This window comes from Naumannella cuiyingiana (assembly GCF_013408305.1).
Lineage (GTDB): Bacteria > Actinomycetota > Actinomycetes > Propionibacteriales > Propionibacteriaceae > Naumannella > Naumannella cuiyingiana.
Map to the genome: position 1 here is coordinate 2,762,045 of NZ_JACBZS010000001.1, position 23,923 is coordinate 2,785,967.

At 69.7% G+C, this 23,923-nt stretch carries 22 protein-coding genes and 1 pseudogene; 8 read left to right on the plus strand and 15 right to left on the minus strand.

Annotated elements, in window-relative coordinates; all coding sequences use genetic code 11:
- Positions 1-37: 37 nt before the first annotated feature.
- From GGQ54_RS17670 to GGQ54_RS12920, 4 genes are all read right to left on the minus strand, one after another.
- Positions 38-1,168 carry a restriction endonuclease subunit S gene (locus GGQ54_RS17670; RefSeq protein WP_179445754.1) on the minus strand — a complete coding sequence of 377 codons (1,131 nt, stop codon included), beginning with the start codon at positions 1,166-1,168 and terminating at the stop codon, positions 38-40.
- Positions 1,165-2,631: an N-6 DNA methylase gene (locus GGQ54_RS12910; protein ID WP_179445755.1), complete on the minus strand. Its 1,467-nt coding sequence runs from the start codon at positions 2,629-2,631 to the stop codon at positions 1,165-1,167. Before GGQ54_RS12910 ends, GGQ54_RS17670 begins: the two co-directional genes overlap by 4 nt.
- A 104-nt stretch (positions 2,632-2,735) precedes the next feature.
- Positions 2,736-4,157, minus strand: a complete 1,422-nt coding sequence (gene glnA, locus GGQ54_RS12915) for a type I glutamate--ammonia ligase (protein ID WP_179445756.1) — start codon at positions 4,155-4,157, stop codon at positions 2,736-2,738.
- 116 nt (positions 4,158-4,273) lie between these two features.
- A complete protein-coding gene (locus GGQ54_RS12920) occupies positions 4,274-5,476 on the minus strand; it encodes a voltage-gated chloride channel family protein (protein ID WP_179445757.1) in 1,203 nt (400 codons plus the stop codon).
- Positions 5,477-5,542: 66 nt separating this feature from the next.
- Here GGQ54_RS12920 and GGQ54_RS12925 point away from each other — a divergent pair, with 66 nt between their 5' ends.
- Positions 5,543-5,974, plus strand: coding sequence for an RDD family protein (locus tag GGQ54_RS12925; protein ID WP_179445758.1), 432 nt, complete (start codon positions 5,543-5,545; stop codon positions 5,972-5,974).
- Entirely contained in the window at positions 5,971-6,873 is a 903-nt protein-coding gene (locus GGQ54_RS12930) for a DUF2797 domain-containing protein (RefSeq protein WP_179445759.1), read from the plus strand. Before GGQ54_RS12925 ends, GGQ54_RS12930 begins: the two co-directional genes overlap by 4 nt.
- A gap of 1 nt (position 6,874) precedes the next feature.
- Here the strand turns inward: GGQ54_RS12930 and GGQ54_RS12935 are convergent, their stop codons facing one another.
- The 6 genes and pseudogenes from GGQ54_RS12935 to GGQ54_RS12960 form a co-directional block, all read right to left on the minus strand.
- Positions 6,875-8,644 (minus strand): ABC-F family ATP-binding cassette domain-containing protein, encoded by a 1,770-nt coding sequence (locus GGQ54_RS12935; RefSeq protein ID WP_343045957.1) that lies wholly within the window; start codon positions 8,642-8,644, stop codon positions 6,875-6,877.
- A gap of 73 nt (positions 8,645-8,717) precedes the next feature.
- Positions 8,718-9,701, minus strand: a pseudogene (locus GGQ54_RS17765) (AraC family transcriptional regulator); the annotation flags it as partial.
- 147 nt (positions 9,702-9,848) lie between these two features.
- Positions 9,849-10,667, minus strand: a complete 819-nt coding sequence (locus tag GGQ54_RS12945) for a DUF4191 domain-containing protein (RefSeq protein WP_179445761.1) — start codon at positions 10,665-10,667, stop codon at positions 9,849-9,851.
- Positions 10,668-10,686: 19 nt separating this feature from the next.
- Positions 10,687-11,616 (minus strand): lipoyl synthase, encoded by a 930-nt coding sequence (gene lipA / locus GGQ54_RS12950; protein WP_179445762.1) that lies wholly within the window; start codon positions 11,614-11,616, stop codon positions 10,687-10,689.
- Between the two features lie 31 nt (positions 11,617-11,647).
- Positions 11,648-12,343, minus strand: a complete 696-nt coding sequence (lipB, locus tag GGQ54_RS12955) for a lipoyl(octanoyl) transferase LipB (protein ID WP_179445763.1) — start codon at positions 12,341-12,343, stop codon at positions 11,648-11,650.
- A 10-nt stretch (positions 12,344-12,353) separates the two neighbouring features.
- Positions 12,354-12,905, minus strand: a complete 552-nt coding sequence (locus tag GGQ54_RS12960) for a TetR/AcrR family transcriptional regulator (protein ID WP_179445764.1) — start codon at positions 12,903-12,905, stop codon at positions 12,354-12,356.
- Positions 12,906-13,000: 95 nt separating this feature from the next.
- Here GGQ54_RS12960 and GGQ54_RS12965 point away from each other — a divergent pair, with 95 nt between their 5' ends.
- Positions 13,001-13,414 (plus strand): hypothetical protein, encoded by a 414-nt coding sequence (locus GGQ54_RS12965; RefSeq protein ID WP_218843864.1) that lies wholly within the window; start codon positions 13,001-13,003, stop codon positions 13,412-13,414.
- A 41-nt stretch (positions 13,415-13,455) separates the two neighbouring features.
- On the opposite strand, the gene sucB is transcribed toward GGQ54_RS12965, so the two are convergent.
- The gene (gene sucB, locus GGQ54_RS12970; protein ID WP_179445765.1) at positions 13,456-15,408 is read right to left on the minus strand and encodes a 2-oxoglutarate dehydrogenase, E2 component, dihydrolipoamide succinyltransferase; all 1,953 of its coding nucleotides are present in this window, start codon (positions 15,406-15,408) and stop codon (positions 13,456-13,458) included.
- A gap of 74 nt (positions 15,409-15,482) precedes the next feature.
- On the minus strand, positions 15,483-16,880 hold the full coding sequence (gene lpdA, locus GGQ54_RS12975; protein WP_179445766.1) for a dihydrolipoyl dehydrogenase: 1,398 nt from the start codon (positions 16,878-16,880) through the stop codon (positions 15,483-15,485).
- Between the two features lie 98 nt (positions 16,881-16,978).
- Between lpdA and GGQ54_RS12980 the strand changes: the two genes are divergently transcribed.
- Positions 16,979-17,311: a hypothetical protein gene (locus GGQ54_RS12980; protein ID WP_246292642.1), complete on the plus strand. Its 333-nt coding sequence runs from the start codon at positions 16,979-16,981 to the stop codon at positions 17,309-17,311.
- A gap of 1 nt (position 17,312) precedes the next feature.
- Here the strand turns inward: GGQ54_RS12980 and GGQ54_RS12985 are convergent, their stop codons facing one another.
- Positions 17,313-18,806: a leucyl aminopeptidase gene (locus tag GGQ54_RS12985; RefSeq protein ID WP_179445767.1), complete on the minus strand. Its 1,494-nt coding sequence runs from the start codon at positions 18,804-18,806 to the stop codon at positions 17,313-17,315.
- 68 nt (positions 18,807-18,874) lie between these two features.
- On the opposite strand from GGQ54_RS12985, the gene gcvT reads away from it, so the two are divergent.
- Positions 18,875-19,963, plus strand: a complete 1,089-nt coding sequence (gene gcvT, locus GGQ54_RS12990) for a glycine cleavage system aminomethyltransferase GcvT (protein ID WP_179445768.1) — start codon at positions 18,875-18,877, stop codon at positions 19,961-19,963.
- A gap of 10 nt (positions 19,964-19,973) precedes the next feature.
- Positions 19,974-21,269, plus strand: coding sequence for a M48 family metallopeptidase (locus GGQ54_RS12995; RefSeq protein ID WP_218843865.1), 1,296 nt, complete (start codon positions 19,974-19,976; stop codon positions 21,267-21,269).
- Positions 21,270-21,296: 27 nt separating this feature from the next.
- On the opposite strand, the gene GGQ54_RS13000 is transcribed toward GGQ54_RS12995, so the two are convergent.
- Both GGQ54_RS13000 and GGQ54_RS13005 read right to left on the minus strand, forming a co-directional pair.
- Positions 21,297-21,851, minus strand: a complete 555-nt coding sequence (locus GGQ54_RS13000) for a maltose acetyltransferase domain-containing protein (protein ID WP_179445769.1) — start codon at positions 21,849-21,851, stop codon at positions 21,297-21,299.
- Between the two features lie 18 nt (positions 21,852-21,869).
- Positions 21,870-22,544, minus strand: coding sequence for a DUF3043 domain-containing protein (locus GGQ54_RS13005; protein WP_179445770.1), 675 nt, complete (start codon positions 22,542-22,544; stop codon positions 21,870-21,872).
- Positions 22,545-22,777: 233 nt separating this feature from the next.
- Here GGQ54_RS13005 and GGQ54_RS13010 point away from each other — a divergent pair, with 233 nt between their 5' ends.
- Together GGQ54_RS13010 and pspAA are read left to right on the plus strand one after the other, a co-directional pair.
- On the plus strand, positions 22,778-23,632 hold the full coding sequence (locus GGQ54_RS13010) for a PspA/IM30 family protein (RefSeq protein ID WP_179445771.1): 855 nt from the start codon (positions 22,778-22,780) through the stop codon (positions 23,630-23,632).
- Positions 23,629-23,916, plus strand: a complete 288-nt coding sequence (gene pspAA / locus GGQ54_RS13015) for a PspA-associated protein PspAA (protein WP_179445772.1) — start codon at positions 23,629-23,631, stop codon at positions 23,914-23,916. The genes GGQ54_RS13010 and pspAA overlap by 4 nt, the downstream gene beginning before the upstream one ends.
- Positions 23,917-23,923: the final 7 nt, after the last annotated feature.

The following is a 23,923-nucleotide window of genomic DNA, read 5'->3' on the forward strand; positions in this document are numbered from 1 at the left end:
TAGCGAAGTGTTATCGAGGGCGATATGGGTTCGGCGGTCAGAGTTCGCCGCGAAAGGCGCGGACCTGGAGGGAGTTAAAGAGGCCCTCTCCGGCTTCGATTGCCGCGAGCACCGTGGCGCGCTGGGCGTTGATCCGGTCGACGCGCTCGGCATAGTCCGTCTGGAGTTTCAATGGGGGAATCGGTAGCGTGACCGAACGCACGTCGTCGAAGTTGAGCCCAGCCTTCGTTGCGCCCCGGTCCTTGCCAAGGATCTCACGTTGACCTGCTGGCGACGACAGGAAGTCGGCGAGATAGCGAGGCGCAACAGACGGCGCCCGGAGAATTGCCAGGTGCTGGTTGATGAAAGCTCGACCGAGCCCATCTGGAACGACGGCCGTCCTGCCCAGGTCGGCGGTGATGCTTAAGAGCACGTCGCCCGGCTGAACCGCGGTCCGGCGGGCCTCTGCCGTTTCGGGCGCGGAAACGAAGGCCATGTCGCGTTGGTCAAGGTACCCACTCCTGACGTTCTGAATCCGGATGAACTTGTCGCCGTCGGCCGCGTAGAACTTGGCCCATCCCCGGGAGCCGCTTGTAAGGAATAGGAGCCGATCGCCAAGCTTCTCGGTCGGCCATGCCCGTTCACCGAACATGTCGTGGAAGATCGACCGGGCGAGGGAATCGACGTGGTCGAGGACCTGACGGCTCTTAGCACGGAGGGCGTCGGCGTGGTCGAGGATCGCGGCGATGCGGCGCTGCTCGGCGAGGGGTGGGAGGGTGATCGGAAAGGTCGCCAACACTGTCGGGCTGAGGCGAGGCAGGTTCGCGCCAGATGTTCTGGATGCGGCGAAGTCGACCATGCTCGGCTGCGCGAGGTAATGGGCGAGGTAGTTCCGGTCGAGATCCGGGCCTGGGCGGATCGGAAGAATGTCGGTGCTGCACACTCCGGCGAATCCGGGGCGACTGATCTTGCCTAGATTCGGACGCAACTTTCCGAAGAGGACGTGGTCTTCCGTGAACGCGAACTTAGTGCTTGCGAGTTCTGATCTGCCGACGGTGTCGCGGCCGGTGATACGACCGCCGCGTTCGATGTGCTCGAGGCCGAGATAGAGCGTCTCCGGTGGGATCGTCCCAGGATCCACTCCTTTGCGGTCGATCGTGGCGACCGAGCCAAGCTCGACCGTCTTCACGACAGCATCGCCTTCAGCTCGGCGAGGCCCTTGGCGATCTCGTCCTCAAGCGTCTCGATGTCGCTGATGATCTCCAGCGGCGCGCGGTGCTCGATCTCGTCGTACTCGATCTCCTTGTAGCGGTTCAACGACAGGTCGTAGCTCTGGGCGACGATGTCGGCCTTGGGGACCAGGAAGGACTGTTCGGTGCGGGCGCGCTCCCGCTCGGCGGAGTCGGGTTTCGCCAGGTTCAACCAACGACTGAGGACGTCGGGAAGATCGTTGGCCTCGACCGGGTTGCGCTTGTCGTCCAAGGAGAAGCCGTCGGCGCGGACGTCGTAGAACCAGACGTCATCGGTGCCGCCGGAGTTGGTCTTGGTGAAGAACAGGATCGCGGTGGAGACACCGGCGTACGGGCGGAAGACACCGGACGGCAGCTTGACGACCGCGTCGAGCTTCTGGTCCTCGACCAGGATCCGGCGCAATTCCTTGTGGGCCTTCGAGGAGCCGAACAGCACGCCGTCGGGCACGATGACAGCGGCCCGACCGCCGGGCTTGAGCAGCTTGAGGAAGAGCGCAAGGAAGAGCAACTCGGTCTTCTTGGTCTTGACGATGCGCTGCAGGTCCTTGGCGGTGGACTCGTAGTCGAGCGAACCCGCGAACGGCGGGTTGGCCAGGATCAGCGTGTACTTGTCGGCATCACCGGCCGCGCCTTCGGAGAGTGAGTCGCGATAGCGGATGTCGGGAGACTCGATCCCGTGTAGCAGCATGTTCATGCTGCCGATGCGGAGCATCGTGGAGTCGAAGTCGTAGCCGTGGAACATCGAGGCGTGGAAGTGCTCGCGCTGCGCCGAGTCGAGGAGCGCGTCTGCGTGGGTGGCGCGGACGTACTCGCTCGCCGCCACCAAGAAGCCGGCAGTACCGCACGCCGGGTCGCAGATCTCGTCCGACGGCTTCGGCGCGGTCATCCGCACCATTAGCTCGATGATGTGGCGGGGCGTGCGGAACTGGCCGTTGACGCCGGCCGCGGCGATCTTGGAGAGCAGGTACTCATACAGATCGCCGTTGGTGTCGCGGTCGGCCATCGGGATCTCGTCGAGCATGTCGACAACCTTCGACAGCAGCGCCGAGGTCGGGATCGTGAACCGCGCATCCCTCATGTGCTCGCTGTAAGTGGTGCCGTCACCCATGCCCCGCAGGAACGGGAAGACCTCGTCTGCGACGGTCCGGTGCATCACCTCGGCCGAGGCGTTCTTGAACTCACTCCACCGCAGGTGCGACTGGCCCGGAAGGAACAACGGATTCACGACGCCGGTCTTGGTGATGAGAGCCTTCTTCTCCGCCAGCGTCTGGAGGTCGTCGAGGCGGCGGATGAACAGCAGGTAGGTGATCTGCTCGATGACCTCGAGCGGGTTGCTGATGCCGCCGGACCAGAAGGCGTCCCAGACGCGGTCGATCTTGCTCTTCAGCTCACCCGTGATCACAGGCGCAACTCTAGTGCGGTGTGTGGCCTCGATCCACGAAACTGAAAGGGCCTCCGATCCTGCAAACATGCAGGTCAGAGGCCCTTTCGAGATGACGACGTCTGTCAGATGTCGTAGTAGAGCTCGAACTCGTACGGGTGCGGCCGCAGGCGGGCGCCGTCGACCTCCTCGCGCTTGAGGTCGATCCACGACTCGATCAGATCCGGGGTGAACACGTCACCGGCGGTCAGGAAGTCGTGATCTGCCTCGAGGGAGTCGAGCACTGCGGGCAGCGACGCCGGGACCTCGGGCACCGCGATGCCCTCCTCGGCCTCCAGCTCGTACAGGTCGCGATCGGCGGGCTCGCCCGGGTCGATCTTGTTCTGGATCCCGTCGATGCCGGCGAGCAGCATCGCCGAGAACGCCAGGTACGGGTTCGCCGACGGGTCCGGGCAGCGGAACTCGATGCGCTTGGCCTTCGGGTTCGGGCCGGTCAGCGGGATCCGGATGCAGGCGGAGCGGTTGCGCTGGGAGTACGCCAACTTCACCGGCGCCTCGAACCCCGGCACCAGGCGGTGGTAGGAGTTCAGGCTCGGGTTGGTGAAGGCCAGCAGCGACGGGGCGTGCTTCAGCAGGCCGCCGATGTAGTAGCGCGCCGTCTCCGACAGGTTGGCGTACCCGGCCTCGTCGAAGAACAGCGGGTTCCCGTCGTTCCAGATCGACTGGTGGCAGTGCATACCGGAGCCGTTGTCGCCGAAGATCGGCTTCGGCATGAAGGTCGCGGTCTTGCCGTTCGCCCACGCGGTGTTCTTCACCAGGTACTTGAACTTCATCACGTTGTCGGCGCTGGTCAGCAGCTCGTCGAACCGGAAGTTGATCTCAGCCTGGCCGGCGGTGCCGACCTCGTGGTGCGCCCGCTCGACGACCAGCCCGGCATCCTCCATGTGCTTGACCATCTCGTCGCGCAGATCGCCGAAATGATCATAGGGCGCGACGGGGAAGTAGCCGCCCTTGTAGCGCACCTTGTAGCCGCGGTTGCCGCCCTCCTCCTGCGCCCCGGTGTTCCAGGCGCCGGCGATCGAGTCGATGAACGCGAAGCTCTTGTTCGGCGCCGTCTCGAAGCGCACGTCGTCGAAGACGTAGAACTCGGCCTCCGGCGCGAAGAAGGCGGTGTCGCCGATCCCCGTGGTCGCCAGGTAGCTCTGCGCCTTGCGCGCGATGTTGCGCGGGTCCCGGCTGTAGGGCTCCTTGGTGATCGGATCGTGCACGAAGAAGTTCACCACCAGCGTCTTCGCGGCACGGAACGGATCGAGGTAGGCGGTCGTCGGGTCCGGCAGCAGGGCCATGTCCGACTCGTGGATCTTCTGGAAGCCGCGCACCGACGACCCGTCGAAGGCCAGCCCCTCCTCGAACACCTCCGGGCCGAACGAACCAGCCGGCACCGTGAAGTGCTGCATCACGCCCGGCAGGTCGCAGAAGCGCACATCGATGACCTCGACCCCCTCGTCCTTGACGTAGGCCAGCAGGTCTTCCGCACTTGTGAACATTTGCCCTCCGCAGCAGTGGTACGCCATCGTGGCGCAGACAGTGCCGCCAACGCTAGGCAGAGGCGATTTCCCGGGCGTTGCACAGATGTTTCAGCCGTGTTACACGCCCCGCGCCGTCAGTCAGGATCGTCGGGGCGGCCGCGTATCGCCAGCACCAGATGCTCGAACAGTCCGGCCAGTACGAAGATGACCGCGGCGCCCATGCAGGTCAGCACGAACACGGGCAGCGGCGAGCGCCCCGGATCGAGGAAGACATACGGGATCTCGGTGCCGAAGGCGTACCACGATCCCCACAGCACGGCGACATAGGCGAGCGGGAAGATCATCATCGCCAGCGCCTGGCGCAGCGTCATGGGCTGCAGCGGCGATCGGCGCGAGATCAGCGCCGCGATCAGGACAACGGGCACGATGAGATGCATCGACAGGTTCGCCCACAGCGCCCCCTCGTCGGTACGCAGCCCCTGGAACGGCACGTAGAGCAACCAATAGGCAAGCGTCGCGACGATGATCCCGGCAAGCCCGGATCGCGCGATCACCGCCCAGCCGGGCGGCCGGAACGGCCTCGCGATCGCCGCGATCGTCACCAGCACGGCGCTGACCACCGAGAACAACAGCAGCAGCGGGGTGCGGTTGTCGGCCTGGAAACCCTGCAGCCAGACACCGGCGAGCGCCGCGGTCGGCACCCAGATGTTGATCTTGTAACGTGGAGTGAAATAGCTCATCGCCGAGTCGGCGAAGACCGTCCAGATCAACAGCGATCCCAGCACGGGAACGATGACGGCCCAGAACCGCTGCGGATACTCAGGATTCAGCCGGCTCGCCTCGAAGCACATGAAGAACGTGTAGACGATACCGAGCGCGTACAGCCCGAGGAACGGCAGCAGCGCGGCGATGTAGCGCGAGATCCAGCGGTCGCCCTTCTCCTGCACGATGGTGTAGAGGTTCGTGATCGGATTCCGGGCCCGGGACCCGATCAGGCCGCGCTGCCACAGCGAGTCCACCCCGCCGATCGTCACCAGTCGCTCCTCGATCAGCGCTGCCGAACGCGCCCGCCGCGAGGTCCCGGCGACCATGATCATCTGGTAGAACATCAAGAACGCCACCGGCCACGGCAGGTAGGCGATCAGCAGCGGCGTGAACTCCTGCTGATAGACCGCGAAGATGGACACCGGCAGATACGCGGTGATGATCCCGATCAGCGCCATCGACGCCTGCGAGGAGTTCTGAATGCCCGCGTCCTCGGTCTGCAACAGGGCCGACAGCGCCGACGCGCGCGCATCCAGCTCGCGGTCGGACTCGTCTTTGCCGTGTTCGGTCATCGCCCCTCCGTGGGCATCCGACCACAAGCCGGGGTCGCCCGGGCCGCGATGGGTAGGGTGATCGTGATGAACACGCAGGCGACCGACAGGGGTGGGCACTGGCCCGGGGCCGAGCTCGGCCTGCCGGCCGAGGGCCCGGGTGCTCTTGCCACCTGGTGGCAGCGGATCGCCGCGCTGATCGTCGACTGGGCGGCCTGCACCCTGCTCGCCTTCGGCATCCTCGGGCCGGTGGTGATCAACGGCTACGGCTGGCAGCGGTTCGCGGTGCTCGGCCTGTTCTTCGTGGAGAGCGCCGTGCTGAGTCTCCTGCTCGGCGGCAGCTTCGGCCAGTTGCTGGCCCGGATCGCCGTGGTGCGGCTCGATCGGCGACCGCTCGGCTGGCGGGCATTCCTGCGCGCGGCGCTGGTCAGCCTGGGTCTGCCGGCCCTGATCATCGGCCCCAACCGCCGCGGGTTGCAGGACCTCGCCTGCGACACGGTGGTCGTCCGCCGCCGGTGAGCATGGTCCCGCCGCCGGGGGAGTGGCTCGTGCACGGGGTACGCCTGCGCGAGCGCCCGGTCCTCGCACTGGCCGATGCCGCCGGGAAGCAACACGAGTTCGCGCTGCCGGGCGCGCGGTTGGCGTACCGGATGCTGGACGAGGTGCGCTGGTGCCTCGGCCGCCGCGACGCCGCGGGCACCGACCTGCCCTGCCCGGACCGCGCGCCCGCCGTCCGCGGCAATCGCTGCGAGCGCTGCGAGGCCGCCGACCCGTTCCGCTGGCTGCACATCGTGCACCGCAGCGCGTTCGTCGACCCGGTGCTGCGCGAGCAGGTGATGCGCCCGCACTGGCTCTATGTCGCGAGCTTCGGTCCGGGGCTGCACAAGGTCGGCACGGCCGTGGACGAGCGCCGCTGGCGCCGGGTCGCGGAACAGGGCGCGCTGGTCGCGGGCTACGTGGCGCTGGTGGCCGACGGTCTGGAGGTACGCCGCCTGGAGGACCTGGTCAGCGCCGAGACCGACCTCGGGCAGGTGGTACGCCCGAGCGCGAAGGCCGCCGCGCTCGCCGCCGGCGCCACCCCCGACCAGACCCGCGCCGCCCACACAGAACGCATCGGCGCCGCCCGCGAGCTGCTCGCGTCGCGCGGCATCGAGGGGGTCGTCCACGAGTCGTGGCAACCCGATCCCGACCCGGCGGGACTGCTCGCCGACCGTGCACTGCACCCGTTCCCCGGCCGGGTCGACGGCGGTACGCAGGGATTCGGCGTCGACGCGGTCATCGGCTCGGCCGCGCTGGCGCGACTCGACGGCGATGATCAACACACCTTCGTCGCCGACCTCACCACGCTCAAGGGCCGCCGGATCGGCCCCTTGGACGCCGCGACCGCGCCGCCCGCCGTGCAGGACGGCCTGTTCTGACCTACTCGGCCAGCTCCGCCGCGGCCAGCCAAGCATTCTCCAGCTCGTCGCGGCGCGCCTGAAGCTGATCAAGGTCGCCCTGCAGAGCGATCAGCTTCTCGTGATCGCTGGCCGCATCGGCCATCTGCTGGTGCAGCCGGGCGAGTTGATCATCGAGCTTGCCGAGCTGGCCCTCGATCCGCGCCAGATCTTTGCGGGCCTGGCGAAGCTGCTGCGACGACGCGGTGCCCCCTCCCGAGCCCGCGGCGGGGGCGGCCTCCGGCGGCTCGACCTCCCGCCGGCGCGCGAGGTACTCCTCGACCCCGCCGGGCAGCAGCACGCAGGACCCGTCGCCGAGCAGCGCGTACGTCACATCGCACACCCGCTCCAGGAAGAACCGGTCGTGGCTGACCACAACCATCGTCCCGGGCCAGGAATCGAGATGATCCTCGATCACGGTGAGGGTGTCGATGTCGAGATCATTGGTCGGCTCGTCGAGCAGCAACACGTTCGGCTGGCCGAGCAGCAGCCGCAGCAGTTGCAACCGGCGCCGCTCGCCGCCGGACAGGTCGCCGATTCGGGTCACCAGCCGGTCGCCGGTGAAGCCGAAGTCCTCCAGCAGCGTCGACGCGCTCGTCTCCCGGCCGGTGGCCAGCGTGGTCCGCTCGGCCAGCCGGCGTACCGACTCCAGCACGCGATCGCCCGGATCGAGCTCGGCCACCGCCTGGCTGAGATGCGCCAGCCGCAGGGTCAGCCCGTGCTTGACGGTCCCGGAGTCCGGCGAGAGCTCCTTGGCCATCACCTTCAGCAGCGACGACTTGCCCGACCCGTTCACCCCGACCAGCCCGATCCGCGCGCCGGGCGGCAGCGACCAGGTCACGCCGTCCAGGAGGGTACGCCCGCCGAGCGCCAGCCCGACGGAGTGCAGGTCGATCACGTCCTTGCCGAGCCGGGCGCTGGCCAGTTGGGCCAGGGCCAGCTTGTCCCGCGGCTCGGGTACGTCGTCGATCAGTGCGTTGGCCGCGTCGATCCGGAACTTCGGCTTGGAGGTACGCGCGGGCGGCCCGCGGCGCAGCCACGCCAGCTCCTTGCGGACCAGGTTCTGCCGGCGCGCCTCCGAGGCGGCCGCCTGGCGCTGGCGCTCGGCGCGGGCGAGCACGTAGGCGGCGTACCCGCCGTCGTAGGGGTCCACCCGCGCGTCGTGCACCTCCCAGATCCGAGAACAGATCGCGTCGAGGAACCAGCGGTCGTGGCTGACCACGAGCATCGCCGTGCCGCGCCGCTGCAGGGAGTTCAGGTGAGCAGCGAGCCAGTCGACCGCCTCCACGTCCAGGTGGTTGGTCGGCTCGTCCAGCACCAACAGGTCGTGGTTGCCCAACATCAGCGCGACCAGCTCGGCGCGCCGGGCCTCGCCGCCGGACAGCGTGTCCAGTTCGGCGTCCAGATCGATGTCGCGCAGCAGCTCGCGCACCATCGGCCGCGCCACCGGGTCGGCCGCCCAGACGTGATCGGGGCGGCCGCCGACGATCAGGTCGCGCACCGTCTGGCCGGGATGGTGATCCGCGCGCTGGTGCAGGTGGCCGATCGAGGGGCCGGCGCTGTGCCGGACCAGACCGGAGTCCGGCTCGATCTGTCCGGTCAGGATGCCGAGCAATGTCGACTTGCCGTCGCCGTTGCGGCCGACCACACCGACCACATCGCCCGTGGACAGGCCGATGGTGACGGAGTCGAGCAGGGTACGCGTGCCGTAGGTCTTGGAGACCCGCTCGGCACTCACCAGATGGGCAGTCACGAGATGTGCAGTGTACCGGCGGCGGCACCGCTCCTGGCCCGCGACGGGGGCTGACCGAAGGTCGCCGGTAATGCGCGGCGAACCGGCTCGGCGAGGAGAAGCCCCACCGGTGCGCGATCGCCGAGATCGTCGCATCGGGATCGGCGACCAGGTCGAGATGCGCGCGCTGCAGGCGTACCGACCGCAAGAACTCCCGTGGCGTCATGTCGTAGTTGCGTCGGAAGGCGAGTTGCAGCGCTCGTGGCGTGATGCCGAGGTTACGGGCGAGCTGGTGCAGTGAGATCGACTCGTCCGCGTGCTCGATCAGGTAGTCGTGGGCCAGCCGCGCCGACCGGCCGGCGACGGTGGTGTCGGCGAACTCTCGTCGGTCGGCGATGGTGTTGGTGTGGGTGCTGAGCAGCGTCCCGACCACGAACCGTTCCAGCTCGGCGATCCACAGCGGCGACGCGTGCCCGGCGTCCTGGGGGAGGCCGGCGAGGAAATCGACCACGGCATTCCAGCGTCGGGCGGTGGTCGGGGTGGGAGGGGCGGCCAGGTCGAAGCGCAGCGGCCCCGGCGCCTCGCCGGTCAGCTCGACCACGTGCCGGCGCAGGACGCCAACGTCGATCCGCAGGTTCAGTGCGACGGCCCCCGGGCGCCAGTGCATCCGGAACAGGCGTGTCTCGTCGAGCGGAACCGAGCGGCCGGGCTCCAGCTCGACGCTGTCGCCGTCGCTGGCGACCGTGATTCGGGAGCTGACCGCGTGCATCACGCAGTACTGCTGTCCGAGGTTGGTCTCCGGGATGACCTGGACGTCACTGCCGTAGCTGATCCGGTCCACGGCGACCGCACCGAGCTGGCGGCTCAGGTGGAGTCCGTGGAAGCCGTTTCCAGCGTCGCGCGGGCGGATCAGGTGCGGTACGTAGGCGCGGCCGACGCTGTCGCGGGCCGCTTCGATATCGGTCGTGTCGAGCACCGGCTCGAACAGGGCGGATGACATCTCCATGCTTTCGCCTCGGGTCTTCGAGGCTTCGCGGCAACCCGACGACGGCTCGCCCGAAGCCCCGTCGTCCACCATAACGCCGCAAGGTTCGCAAGTGGTGTCGCGTGCATCGCACGGAGTACTGGCTGGCGAATCGGGGCGGTCCTAGTCTCGACAGCGCCGGCCGGCGAAGACCCTGCCTCGGCCGGCTCCCCCGACCGGCCGGGGCAGGGCAGCCGCGGCTCAGCGCCCGCGCATTCCCTGACGCAGGCCCTTCATCGACGTCGGCACCGGGCCCTTCGGCATCGGCAGCTTCGGGCGTACCGCATCCAGGGCCTTGAGTCGCGAGGTGACCTCGGTCACCTCGTGCGGCTCCAGCTTCTTCGGCAGCTTCTTGATGTGGTCGGCGAGGCGGTCCAGCGGCACCAGGCCCTCGCGATCACCCATCACGATCGTCGTCACCGGCACCTCGTAGACGACCTTCTCGTGCTTCTTGGCCTCGCTGGCGAGCAGTTGGCGTACCCGTCCGGGCTCGCCCTCACCGATCAGCACGATCCCCGCCGGCCCGACGGTGCGGTGCACCGAATCCATCGACTTGTTCGCGGTGATCGCGGGCGTGGAGATCCACTTCTTCTTCGGCAGCATCGACAACGCGACCTCGGTCGAGCCGGCCTGGCCCGCGAACCGCTTGAAGGTCGCCTTCTTGGTCCGGTTCACCAGCACCAGCATCGCCAGCGGCAGCCCGACCAGCAGGCCGAAGATCGTCAACAGGACCGGCTGGTTGATCGCCAGGCCGATCAGCAGGCCGATGATCGCCGGCAGCAAGAACGCACCCAGCAGCATCCACGGCAGCCGGGGCTCGAACTGCTTGGTGATCTTGTACGCCTCGCGGATCTGGCGCAGCGGGCCCATGTCGGAGGGGTCGTTGGAGCTCTTGCGGCGCTCCTTGGCCGCCTTGCGTGCGGCCTTCTGCTCGACCTCGAGGGCCTTGGCGCGCTCCTTCGCCGCCTGGACGGCCTTGCGCACCTCGGCCCGGGACTTCGGCTGGTTCGGCGTGCTCATCGGTTCTTCTTCGAATCTCTCACTGGTCGGTACGGGAATCCATCGCCTGACGATAGAGCCGACCGGCCCGATACGACGAACGCACCAACGGGCCGCTCATCACGCCCGCGTAGCCGATCTCGCGCGCCTCGTCGGCCAGTTCGTCGAACTCGGCGGGCTCGACCCAGCGCTCGATCGGGTGGTGCCGCGGGCTGGGGCGCAGGTACTGGGTGATGGTGATGATCTCCGCGCCGGCATCGTGCAACTGGCTCAGCGCGTCGGAGACCTCCGCGCGGGTCTCGCCCATGCCGAGGATCAGATTGGTCTTGGTGACCAGCCCGAACTCGCGGCTCCAGCGCAGGACATCCAGCGAGCGGTCGAAGCGGAAGCCCGGGCGGATCCGCTTGAAGATCCGCGGCACGGTCTCGACGTTGTGCGCGAACACCTCCGGCCGGGTGGCGAAGATCTCGGTCAGGTAGTTGCGGTTGCCGGAGAAGTCCGGGGCCAACATCTCCACCCCGACCCCCGGGTTCAGCTCGTGGATCTTGCGGATCGTCTCGGCGTAGAGCCAGGTGCCCTCATCGGGCAGGTCGTCGCGGCACACGCCGGTGACCGTGGCGTACCGCAGCCCCATCTTGCGCACCGACTCCGCGACCCGGACCGGCTCCTCGCGGTCGAACTCGGCGGGCTTGCCGGTGTCGATCTGGCAGAAGTCGCAGCGCCGGGTGCATTGGTCGCCGCCGATCAGGAAGGTCGCCTCGCGATCCTCCCAACACTCGAAGATGTTCGGGCAGCCGGCGGACTGGCACACCGTGTGCAGGTCCTCGTCGGCGACCAGATTGCGCAGCTCGCGATACTCCGGGCCCATCTTCGCCGTCGTCTTGATCCACGACGGCTTCTTCTCGATGGGCACCTGGGAATTGCGCACCTCGAGCCGCAGCAGCTTGCGTCCTTCGGGGAGGGTCGTCACCGTTCGGAGTCTACCCCCGGGGCGTGATCGATCAGGCGGTCACCGGCGCGGGGTGGGCGAGGTCCGGGGCGGGGGTGTAGGAGCGGAAGGCAAGCAGCTCGGACAGGTGGGTACGCAGGGACCTCGCGACCTCGGGCATCGGCACCCCGTGCTGCAACTCGATCGCCATCGAGGTGACGCCGGCATCGGCAATGCCGCACGGGATCATGTTGGCGAAGTAGGCCATCTCGGGGTCCACATTGAGCGCGATGCCGTGCATGGTGGTGTTGGCCGAGACGCGGATGCCGACCTGGCCGATCTTGCGCTCGCCGCGCACCCCGTCGCCGGGCAGCCACGCGCCCGAGCGGCCGCCCACGCGGCCGGCGACGATGCCGAAATCGGCCAGCGTCCTGATCATCGCCTCCTCGACGCGGCGGACGTAGTCGACGACCTTCACGGAGTCCGGCAGCGTGATGATCGGGTACGCCACGAGCTGGCCCGGGCCGTGCCAGGTGATCTTGCCGCCGCGGTCGACATCGATCACCGGCGTGCCGTCGAACGGCAGGTCGGCCGGCTCGGTCCGCTTCCCGGCGGTGTAGACCGACGGGTGCTGCAGCAGCAGGACCGTCGGCGGGGCCTCGCCGGCGACCACCGCAGCGTGGGTACGCCGTTGCAGCTCCCAGGCCTGCAGATAGTCGACCAGCTCGCCGCGGTCGACGCCGAGATCGGGAAAGACCAGCTCCGCCATGATCGCCAGCCTACGCGTGCGATGTCGTGGCCAGCCGTCCCAGGGTCGCCCGCACCAGCTTCCGGAATGCGGGGGTGTCGGTCGGGCCGAGGTTGCCCGCGACGGCCAGCGTGGCGATGCCGTGGGCCAGGCCCCACGGGGCGAGCAGCGCCGGATCTCCCGATGGGCTGGCGCCGCGGGGTTGCCCCGCTCCGCGGGTCAGCTCGTCGGCCAGGCGATCGCGGGCCGCGCCGAGGGTGGGATCGTCGTTGTCCAGCAGTTCGGGGGCGAACATGACCCTGAAGTGGGCGGGATGGGCGACGGCGAACAGCACATAGGCGACGCCTGAGTCGATCAGTCGTTCGTGCTTGGCGAGCTGGTCGGTGAGCAGGTCGTGGCCCTGACTGGCGAGCGCGGTGAGCACGCCGCGCCGGTCGCCGAAGTGGTGCCGGGGGGCGGTGTGGGTGACGCCGAGCTCGCGGGCCAGCGCGCGCAGATTGAGCGAGTCGATGCCGTCGGCCTCGATCGCGCGCGCCGCGGCGGCCAGGAAGGCCTGGCGCAGATCGCCGTGGTGATACGACATGGCAAAAACTTACCACCGGAAAGACTTGCGGTCCGGTGATGGGATCGGTCAGTCTTGGCACTGACAAGTTTCCACTGGAAAGATTGGGGCGGGCGATGCCGCTGTCGGACACACAACTGGTCAGCACGGGGATCCTGGTGCTGATCGTGATCACCATCGCCTTCGGCGGCACCTTCCTGCTCCGGGTGGCGACCGGTCGGCACGAGGCGAATGCGCTGCAGAAGTCGTTCTTCCGAGCCGGTCACGCGCATGCGGGGGTGCTGGTCATCCTCGGCATGGTGATCGAGCTCTTCGTCACGCTCGGTGGCGTGGCCGCGCCGTGGAGCTGGCTCTCCGGCGGCGTGCTGTTCTCGGCCATCCTGATCCCGGCCGGATTCTTCTTGTCGGTGCTCGGCCAGGACCCGGCCCGGCCGAGCCGGCTGATCGTGCTGCTCTGGGCCGGGGTTGCCAGCCTGGTGATCGGGCTGGTCGGTGCGGGCGTCGGGCTGATCGCCGCAGGCATGGGCTGATCACCGCCGGGGCTCCGGGGTGATCAGCCGCGCCGCGACCGTCAGGCCCCGAGCTCGGCGCCGAAATCACCTTCCTCGAGGCGCGCCTTCACCGCGGTCAGGAAGCGTGCCGCGTCCGCGCCGTCGACCACGCGGTGGTCGTAGGTGAGGTTGAGGTACATCATGTCGCGGACCGCGATCGTCTCGCCCAGGTTCTCGTCGCTGATCACCATCGGCCGCTTCACGATCGCGCCGGTGCCGAGGATGCCGACCTGTGGCTGGTTGATGATCGGGGTGTCGAACAGCGTGCCCGCCGAGCCGTAGTTGGTGATCGTGAACGTGCCCCCGGTCAGGTCGTCGGGCCCGATCTTGGAATCACGGGTACGCGCGGCCAGGTCGCTGATCTGCTTGGCGATCCCGGCGATCGACAGGTCGCCGGCGTTCTTGATCACCGGGACGATCAGGCCCTTCTCGGTGTCGACGGCGATGCCGACGTTCTCCGCTGCGGCATAGGTGATCTCGCCCGCCTCGGTGTCGACGGTCGCGTTCAGATTCGGGTACGCCTTGAGCGCCTCGATGGCCGCCTTCGTGATGAAGGCCAGGTGGGAGATGCGTACCCCCTCGCGGGCGGCGAACTCGTCCTTGATCGCGTTGCGCAGCCGGCTGACCCGGGTCAGGTCGACCTCGACGGTCGCGGTCAACTGGGCCGAGGTCTGCAGCGACTCGACCATCTTGGTGGCGATCGTCTTCCGCAGCCGCGACATCTTCTCCGTAGTGCCGCGCTTCGGGCTGACCTCGACCTGGGCCGGAGCCTTGTTGCCCGTCGCCGAGGAGGCGGCGGGCTGCTGCGCCGGGGCGGGGGCCTTGGCGGACTCGGCCGCGGCAAGCACGTCCTGCTTGCGGATCCGGCCGCCGACGCCGGTGCCCTCGATCGAGGACAGATCGACATCGTGCTGCTGCGCGAGCTTGCGGACCAGCGGCGTGACATAGCCCGAGTCGTCCCCGCCCGCCCGGCGCGCGGCGGGTGCGCGGTCCGCGCCCTGCTGCTCGCCGGCCTGGGCGCGCTTCGGCTCGTCCTGCCTCGGCTCGTCCTGCTTGGCTTCGTCCTGCTTGGGCTGTTCGGTCTGCTTGGGCTTCGCCGGCTCGTCCGACGCGGCGGAACTGCCGTCGTCGTCCGGCGTCGGGATCGGCGCCTGGCCGCCCTCGTCACCGGCGTCGGCATCGCTCGCATCGTCGGCCTGCTCGGCCGGATCCGGCTCCGACGTCGGCTGGGCGGCCGGTTCGTCGCCCGCGGGCTCGCCGCCACCGTCGGCGGGAGCGGCGCCCTGCTCGCCGATCACGCCGAGGACGCCGCCGACCTCGACGACATCGTCGGTATCCGCGCGGATCTCCAGCAGGGTGCCCGCGACGGGGGCGGGGATCTCGGTGTCGACCTTGTCGGTGGAGATCTCCAGCAACGGCTCGTCGACCTCGACCGCATCGCCGACGCTCTTCAGCCAGCGCGAGACCGTGCCCTCGGTGACCGACTCGCCCAGCTCGGGCAGCTTCACCTCGGTGCCGGATCCGCCCGACGCCTGAGCGGTGTCGGCCGACGGTGCGGGCTGCTCGGCCGCCTCGGCGGCGTCCTCGCGGTTGGGGTCGTCGGCCTGCTGGTTGGTCCGAGCGGCCTGATCGCCGGCGTCGGCCTGCTCCTGGACCTCGTCGTTCTCGGCCGGAGCCTCGTCCTCGGCAGCCGCGTCGCCGGATCCGGACGTGTCGCCGTCGCCGGAGGCCTCCGATGCGTCACCGATCACGGCAAGCACGGCGCCGACCTCGACGGTCTCGTCCTCGGCGGCCTTGATCTCCAGCAGCGTGCCCGCGACCGGAGACGGAATCTCGGTGTCGACCTTGTCCGTGGACACCTCCAGCAACGGCTCGTCGGCCTCGACGGTGTCGCCCACCTGCTTCAGCCAGCGGGACACGGTTCCTTCGGTGACGCTCTCGCCCAGAGCAGGCAATTCAACAGGGGTCGACATGATCTCCCAGCTTCTCCTTCGAACGGTTCGCTCCGGGTCAGCCTAGCCGCAGCCGCCTGCCGGAGTGCGGCCTGTCAGCCATGCACGTGCAGCGGTTTGCCCGCGAGCGCCAGGTGGGCCTCGCCGAGCGCCTCGTTCTGCGTCGGGTGGGCGTGGATCAGCGCGGCGACGTCTTCGGGGAAGGCCTCCCACGCGGTGATCAACTGTGCCTCCCCGATCAGTTCGCCGACCCGGTCGCCGACCAGATGTACGCCGAGCACGGGGCCGTCCTTGCGGCGTACCAGCTTCACGAAGCCGGCGGTCTTGAGGATCTGGGACTTGCCGTTGCCGCCGAGCTCGTAGCTGAACGTCTCCACCTCGCCACCCTCGCGGGCAGCGACCTCGGACAGGCCGACCGAGGCGACCTCGGGATGGCTGTAGGTGACCCGCGGAATCGTCGAGTCCGCGACCGGGGTCGGCGCCTCGTCGAGCAGGCCCCGGGCATGGGCGATCTCCTCGGCGACGAAGATCCCGTGCGCGAAGCCGCGGTGGGCGAGTTGCAGGCCGGGCACGAGGTCGCCCACGGCGTACACGTCCGGAACCGAGGTGCGCAGCCGCTCGTCGGTGATCACGAAACCGCGGGTGGTCTCGACACCCGCGGCCTCATAGCCGAGCCCCTCGCTCACCGGGCCGCGGCCCACGGCCACCAGCAGCCGGTCGGCGACCAGCTCGCGCCCGCCCTCCACCTCGACGTGCACCCGGTCGTCGGCGGTTCGCACGCCGGCCACCGGCCGACCGGTGACGATCTCGATCTTGCGCTTGCGGAAAGCGCGCTCCAGCGCCTTCGACGACTCCGGCTCCTCCGTCGGCAACAGCCGGTCGAGGGCCTCGACGATGGTCACCTTGGTGCCGAGGGAGGCGTACGCGCTGGCGAACTCGACGCCGATCACGCCGCCGCCCAGCACGATCAGGGACTGCGGCAGCTCGGTGGCGCGCAACAGTTGATCGGAGTTCATGATCAACTCGCCGTCCGGCTCGATGCCGGGCAGGGTACGCGGCGCCGAACCGGTCGCCAGCACGGTGGCCGCCCCGCGCAGCGTCCGGTCGCCGACCTGGACCACGACCCGATCGCCCTCGCGCTCGACGACTCCGGAGCCCGCGACCGTCTCGATTCCGCGGCTGCCGACCAGACCGGTCAGGCCTTTGTACAGGCGGGCAACGACCTGGTCGGCGTACTCACCGACCCTGGCCGCATCGACGCCGTCGAGGCTGGCCCGGACACCGAACTGTTCGGCATCGCGTGCGACATCGGCGACCTCGGCGGCGTGCAGCCAGGCCTTGGTCGGGATGCAGCCCCGGTGCAGGCAGGTGCCGCCGACCTTGTCCCGCTCCACGAGCGCCACCGAGAGCCCCAGCTCGGCGGCGCGCAGCGCACAGGCGTACCCGCCGCTGCCGGCGCCGAGCACCACCACGTCGTAGTTCTGGTCAGCCATGCCGCGATCCTGTCAGACAGGCATCCGTCTCGCCCACCGGGGAAGCGTCCCGGGTCGGCGACACCCCGGCGCTCGCGATGGTGGCAATAATTGGTCCCATGTCATGGCTGGACCGGCTGCGCGGGCGCAAACCGAAGGGCGAGCAGATGGCGCGCGCCGAGATCGCCGCGGCCGAGGAACATCTGAAGGACTTCGCGGCGACCCGCGCCGGCGTCGAGGCCTTCATCGAGCCACCGACCACGCTGGACCGGCTGTCGCTGCTGCTGGTCGCCCACGACGGTGAGTCCACGCGGCGCCGGATCCCGGACGCCGCGTGGGGGCGGGGCTTTGCGAAGCGGGTGCAGATCCCCGTCTTCGACGCGCTGGTCAGCGGCTACCCGCAGCGGCTGCGCGACTACAACCGGCGGCAGAAGCTGCGGCCGGGCGAGTAGCTCAGCGGGCCAGTCCGCGGGCCAGCTCGACCAGCGTCGCGACCGCCGCGCCGGTGCCGCCGGGGCCGATGTGGGTGTCGGGGCTCTTGCCACCGACGAAGGCCGGCCCGGCGATGTCCAGATGGGCCCACGGCACATCGGCGACGAAGTGTTCCAGGAACGCGGCCGCGGTCAGCGCGCCGCCCGCCCGGTCACCGGTCGACTTCACGTCGGCGACCTGCGAGGTGAGCTTGTCGCGGGCCTCCTCGGTGATCGGCAGCGGCCAGAACAGTTCGCCAGCCGCGTCGGCGGCGTCCATCACGGCGTCGACGAGTTCCTCGTCGGGCGACAGGACGGCGGCGACCGAGTCGCCGAGCGCGATCATCGCGGCGCCGGTCAGGGTGGCCACGTCGACCAGGGCGTCGGGGGAGTCCTCGGTCGCGCGGGCCAGCGCGTCCGCCATCACCAGCCGGCCCTCGGCATCGGTGTTGCCGTTCTCCACGGTCTTCCCGCCGTACATGGTCAACACATCGCTCGGCCGGTACGCCGTCGCGGACGGCAGGTTCTCTGCGCAGGCGGCATAGGCGGTGACCTTGATCTTCAGGCCGAGATCGGCGATCGCCCGGACGGCGGCGAGCACGGCGGCGGCGCCGGCCATGTCGCACTTCATCGTGTACATCGCGTCCGGCGGCTTGATGTCCAGGCCGCCCGAGTCGAACGTGATGCCCTTGCCCACCAGCGCCAGGTGCGCCTTCGCCCCGCGCGGCGCCCAGGTCACCCGGATCAGTCGGGGGCCGCGCGAGGAGCCGCCGCCGACCGCGGTCAGGCCGCCGTAGCCGCCCGCCGCGAGCTGCTTGTCGTCGAGCACCTCGACGCCGAGCTTGGTGCCCTTGGCGAGCTCCTTGGCCTGGGCGGCGAACGTCTCGGGATAGAGCAGGTTGGCGGGCAGATTCACCCAGTCCCGGGCGCGGGCGACCGCCTCGGCGATCACCGCGCCCTCGCGTACCGCCTCCGTCCCGGCGGCGCGCGCCGGGCCGACCAGGCTGATCCGGGCGATCTTCGCGGGCTGCTCCTCCGACCGGATTCCCGCGAAGCCGTACGCCCCGAGCAGCGCGCCCTCGGCCGCCGCCCGCAGCAGCTCGGGCTCGGTCGCATCCAGCGACACGGCCACGTCGAGGGGGTCGCTGCCGGCCAGCTTGGCAGCGGCGCGGACCCCGGCACCGGCTGCCCGGCGGAGGTCGTAGGGATCGGGCTCGGCATCGCCCAGCCCGACCACGACCACCCGGACCCCGTCGCCGGACAGCGCCGTGGTCTCGCCGAGCTTGCCGGTGACCCCCATCGCGGCCGCATACGCCTGCGGCCCGCCGAATCCCTTCCCGAACGTCTTGGTGAGCGCGTCCGGCAGCCCGACCACGGCCAGCCCGTCGCCGGTGTCCCGGGCGCCGACGATCAGCGCGTCGAGCTGCTTGGGCGGCGTCTTGACCAGTTCGATCGGCGGCAGGGCGGGAGCAGACACAGCGGGTTCCTTCCGGTGGGTACGCGCACGCGCGTCGGCGGTGCCCGGTCAGGCTAACGTGTGGCGACATGAGCACGCCGATCGAGTCCCCGCTGCACGAGTGCCATGTCGAGGCCGGCGCGAAGTTCGCCGAGTTCGGCGGCTGGACGATGCCGCTGGAGTACGCCGGCGTGGTTGCCGAGCACACCGCCGTGCGGACCGCGGCGGGCATCTTCGACGTCAGCCATCTGGGCAAGGCCCTCGTCGCCGGCCCGGGCGCGAAGGACTTCCTGAACACCCAGCTCGCCGGCGACCTGGACAGGATCGGGCCCGGGCAGGCCCAGTACACCCTGCTCTGCACGCCCGACGGCGGCGTGGTCGACGACCTGATCGCCTATCTGCGCTCCGACGACGAGGTGTTCCTCATCCCGAACGCGGCGAACACCGCCGAGGTCGTCCGCATCCTCGCCGCCGCCGCGCCCGAGGGCATCACGGTCACCGACCAGCACCGCGACTTCGTGGTGCTGGCCGTCCAGGGTCCGCGCGCCGATGAGGTGTTGTCCGCGGCCGGGCTGCCCACCGGGCACGACTACATGTCCTGGGTCGCCGCGGACTTCGACGGCGAGCCGATCACCGTCTGCCGCACCGGCTACACGGGCGAACGCGGCTACGAGCTGGTCGCGCCGAGCGCCACCGGGCCCGCGCTGTGGCGCGCGCTGCTGGCGGCGGGGGATGGCGCCGGGCTGACCCCGGCGGGCCTCGGCGCGCGGGACACCCTGCGTACCGAGATGGGCTACCCGCTGCACGGCCAGGACATCTCGCCCACGATCAGTCCCGTGCAGGCGCGGCTGGGCTGGGCGGTCGGCTGGAAGAAGCCCGAGTTCGCCGGGCATCAGGCGCTGCGCGCGGAGAAGGAGGCCGGGCCACGGCGTACCCTGCGCGGCCTGCAGGCGACCGGGCGCGGGATTCCGCGGCCGGGGATGGCGGTACGCGACGCCGACGGGGCCGAGATCGGCGTCGTCACCTCGGGCACCTTCTCGCCGACGCTCAGGACCGGTATCGCGCTGGCGCTGATCGACACCGCCGTCGCCGAGGGGATCGTCGGCGTCGACATCCGCGGCCGGGTCACCGACTTCGCCATTCACAAGCCGCCTTTCGTGCAGCCGTCGGTTCGCTAGGGTCGATCTCGTGAGCCAGAACGTCCCCCCAGCGGTGCCCCCGGACCCCACGCCGGAGCAGCGGGATCCGGCGGCGCCGACGCTGACCAATTTCGCCACGATCATGCCCGGCCCGCAGCGGCTGGCGATGCGGCACCCGGGTGAGCTGCCCTGGCTGGTGATCGGGATCGCGCTGACCCTGGCCAACTACGTCGGCGTGGTGGTGCTCATCGTGCTGATCGCCACGGGTACGCCGGTCACCGAGGGCGACACCAGCGGGGTGCTGGACCAGTTGATCCTGCTCGCCCTGCTGCTGCCGCTGATCATCTTCGTGAGTCGCGCCACGATGTATGCGCAGCTACGGGTGAACAGCGTGCGGATGAGCCCGACGCAGTTCCCGCAGGGCTACCGGATGGTCTGCGAGGCGGCCTACGAGGCCGGCCTGCGCCGTGTCCCGGATGCCTATGTGGTGCTCGGCAACGGCCAGATCAACGCCTTCGCCGCCGGGCACGGGTTCCGGCGGTTCGTCGCGGTCTACTCCGATCTGTTCGAGATCGGTGGCGAGGCCCGGGACCCGGACGCGCTGCGCTTCATCATCGGCCACGAGGTGGGCCACATCGCCGCCGGCCACGTCAGCTACTTCCGGCTGGTCTTCACCACCGCGCTGAACCAGATCCCGCCGCTGCGCGGGTTCTTGTCCCGCGCGCAGGAGTACACCGCGGACAACTACGGCTACCGCTATTGCGCGCCCGGCGCGTCCGGGGCGATGGCAACACTCGCGGCCGGCAAGTACCTCAACGTGAACGTCGACACCAACGAGTTCGCCGACCGGGCCACCCAGGAGCGCAGCCTGTGGACCTGGCTGGTCAACCTGATGCAGAGCCATCCGGTGCTGACCTGGCGGACCCAGGCGCTGCGCGACCGCAGCAAGCCCGGCGCGCTGTTCTGGCCGCCGAAGTTCGTGCCGAGCGGGATCCCGTCGCTGCCCAGCGGCTCCGCGCCGACCCGCGACTGGCCCGATCCGTATGAGTCGCTGGTCTTCCTGCAGACCTATCCGCCGGCGGGCCCGCCGCAGTTCGGCGCCAACTTCCCGGTGCCGCGACCCGGGACGGGCTACTCCGTGCCCGGTCAGACCGACTACGGCTATCGGGAGCTCTATCACGGCTGGATGCAGGGCGGACCGGTTCCGCCCGGCACCGTCGTGCCCGGGTGGGCCACACCGGGTACGCCACCCGCCGGCCCCTACCCCGGTGACGGGCCCGGGAGCGGCCCCGCCGACGAAGCGCCCGGGCCGGACGGTGCCGGCGGGGAGTTCCCGCGGCGCTGAGCGGAACCTCGTCCCGGGCCGGAGTGGTCACAGATCGCGGATCGACCGGGCCGGATTGCCGGCTGCGAAGGTCCCGGCCGGCACATCGCGGGTGACGACACTGCCGGCGCCGATCACGGCATCGCGGCCGATGGTCACCCCGGGGCAGATGATCACGCCGCCGCCGAGCCAGGCATTCTCACCGACCGTGATCGGCTCGGGTCGTTCCCAGCCGGCGCGGCGGCGTTCATGATCATCCATCGGGTGCAGCGCGGTCAGTAGTTGGGCTCGGGGGCCGATCCGGGCGTCGGCGCCGATCGTGATCGGCGCGTCGTCCATGAAGATCGCATCCTCGTTGACGAACGCGTTCGGTCCGATCCGGGTGTGGGAGCCGTAGCTGCACCGAAACCGCGGGAGCACCACGGCGCCGACGCCGAGCTCGCCGAGCAGGGAGGCCAGGAGTTCCCGGCGCATGTCGTCGTCATCGGGACCCGTCGCGTTGAAGCGGTCGAGCACCCGCCAGCATTCTCTGCGCTCGGTGATCAGGTCGGGCTCGTCGAGATACCACTCGCCGCGCCGCATCCGGTTCGCTTGATCACCCACGCGGAGACGCTACCCCGGTCAGATCTTCTCGCCGCGCTTGACCTGCGGGGGAGGCATCCGCAACCGGCGGATCTGCATCGCCCGGTTCACCGCATAGAACAGCAGGCCCTTCGGCGACGACTTCGGCAGCCGCAGGTCCAGCAGCGCGCGGAACCGTCGCCAGGCGAGGAAGAAGTCGAGCAGGGCGAGGCCGAGGAAGGCGTACGTCACCACCAGGCTGATCGTCGAGATCGCCGGGATCGCGCTGGCCAGCACGGTGCCCGCAAGCATCAGCAACAGGGCGGGCAGCAAGAACTCCAACAGATTCCACCGGGCGTCGAAGAAGTCCCGCAGCAACTGCTTCTCCGGGGTGTTGTCGCGCTCGGCCATCGCCGCCATCCGCGCCTCGCGGCGCTGGCTGGTGGCCAACCGGCGGGCCTCCTTCTTGCTCAGGTTCGGCCGGGCCTTCGCCCGCCGTTCCGCCTCGGCCTCCTTGCGGGTCCGGGTCGGCCGGTTCTTCTCCCGGGTACGCCCGACCGGACCGCCCGCACCGTCGCTGCCGACCCCCAGATCCTCGGTGCTGTCGGTGCTCTCCGGCTCCGGAGCGGGCTCGGTCACCTGCGCCGCACGCTCCCGGCGTACCGCCCGACGGACCTTGCCGGACTCCGCCTCCTCGCTGCGGTCGCTCGGCTGGTAGGGGCGAAACAGGGGCACCCGGATCCTCCTGGTCAGTGCCGACGTTCGGCTTCTGGGGCTGGTCGAACCGCCATTCTCGCACCGGCGGGCCCCGGAATCGAAACCGCGCCCTACCCCGACTCGGCCCCAGTGCCCTGTCGTCGGCCCCACCATGCGCATAGGCTGGTGACCGATCAGACTTGTGGCCGGCGGTCATCGTGTCCAGCGGTCAACGTGTCGGGCGGTCAACTACGGGAAGGACCCAGCTTTTCATGAGCGGCGTATTCAAGCGCATGTCGATGATCTTCCGCGCCAAGGCCGACAAGGCACTGGACAAGGTCGAGGACCCGCGCGAGACCCTTGACTACTCCTACCAACGACAGCTTGATCTGTTGCAGAAGGTACGCCGGGGCGTGGCCGATGTGGCCACCAGCCGCAAGCGCGTGGAGCTGCAGGCCAACCAGCTCAACCAGCAGATCGACAAGCTGAACAACCAGGCCAAGGCCGCCCTCGAGCAGGGCCGTGAGGATCTTGCCCGCGAGGCGCTGACCCGCAAGTCGGGCATCCAGCAGCAGCTCGGCGACCTGCAGACCCAGCACGCGCAACTGCAGGGCGAGGAGGAGAAGCTGGTCTCGGCCAGCCGCCGCCTGCAGGCCAAGGTCGACGCCTTCCGCACCCGCAAGGAGACGATCAAGGCGACCTACTCCGCCGCCGAGGCGCAGACCCGGATCAACGAGGCCTTCACCGGCATCGGTGAGGAGATGGGCGATGTCGGCATGGCGATCCAGCGCGCCGAGGACAAGACCGCGCAGATGCAGGCCCGCGCCGGCGCGATCGACGAGCTGCTCGCCAGCGGTGCCCTGGAGGACCCGACGGGCACGGCAAAGGACGACCTGACCCGCGAGCTGGAGGCGCTGTCGTCGGGCTCCGATGTCGAGAACGAGCTGGCCGCGATGAAGGCACAGCTCGGCACCGGCCCCGCCGGCGGGCAGCGCGAGGCGATCGAGGGCGGCGCCGGTCAGCCCGCCCAGCAGCCGCAGGCCCAGGCACAGGGCGAACAGGTCTTCGAGGCGTACCCGGTCGACGGCAACGGTCAGGGCGGCACCGCCCAGGGAGGACAGCGGTGATCATCCGAATCGTCGGCGAGGGCCAGTTCGAGTTGCCCGATGACGCCGTTGCGACCCTGGATCCGTTCGACGACCAGGTCGAGGCCGCGGTCAAGGCCGAGGATCCCGAGGCACTGGGCCAGGCGCTGCAGGCCCTGCACGCCGCCGTGATCGATGCGGGTACGCCGCTCGCGGACGACGCGCTCGTGGATTCCGATCTGATCCTGCCGGCGGCCGATGCGTCGCTCGCGGAGGTGCACGAACTGCTCGGCGATCGCGACGAGGGTCTGATCCCCAACGGCTGATCCGACC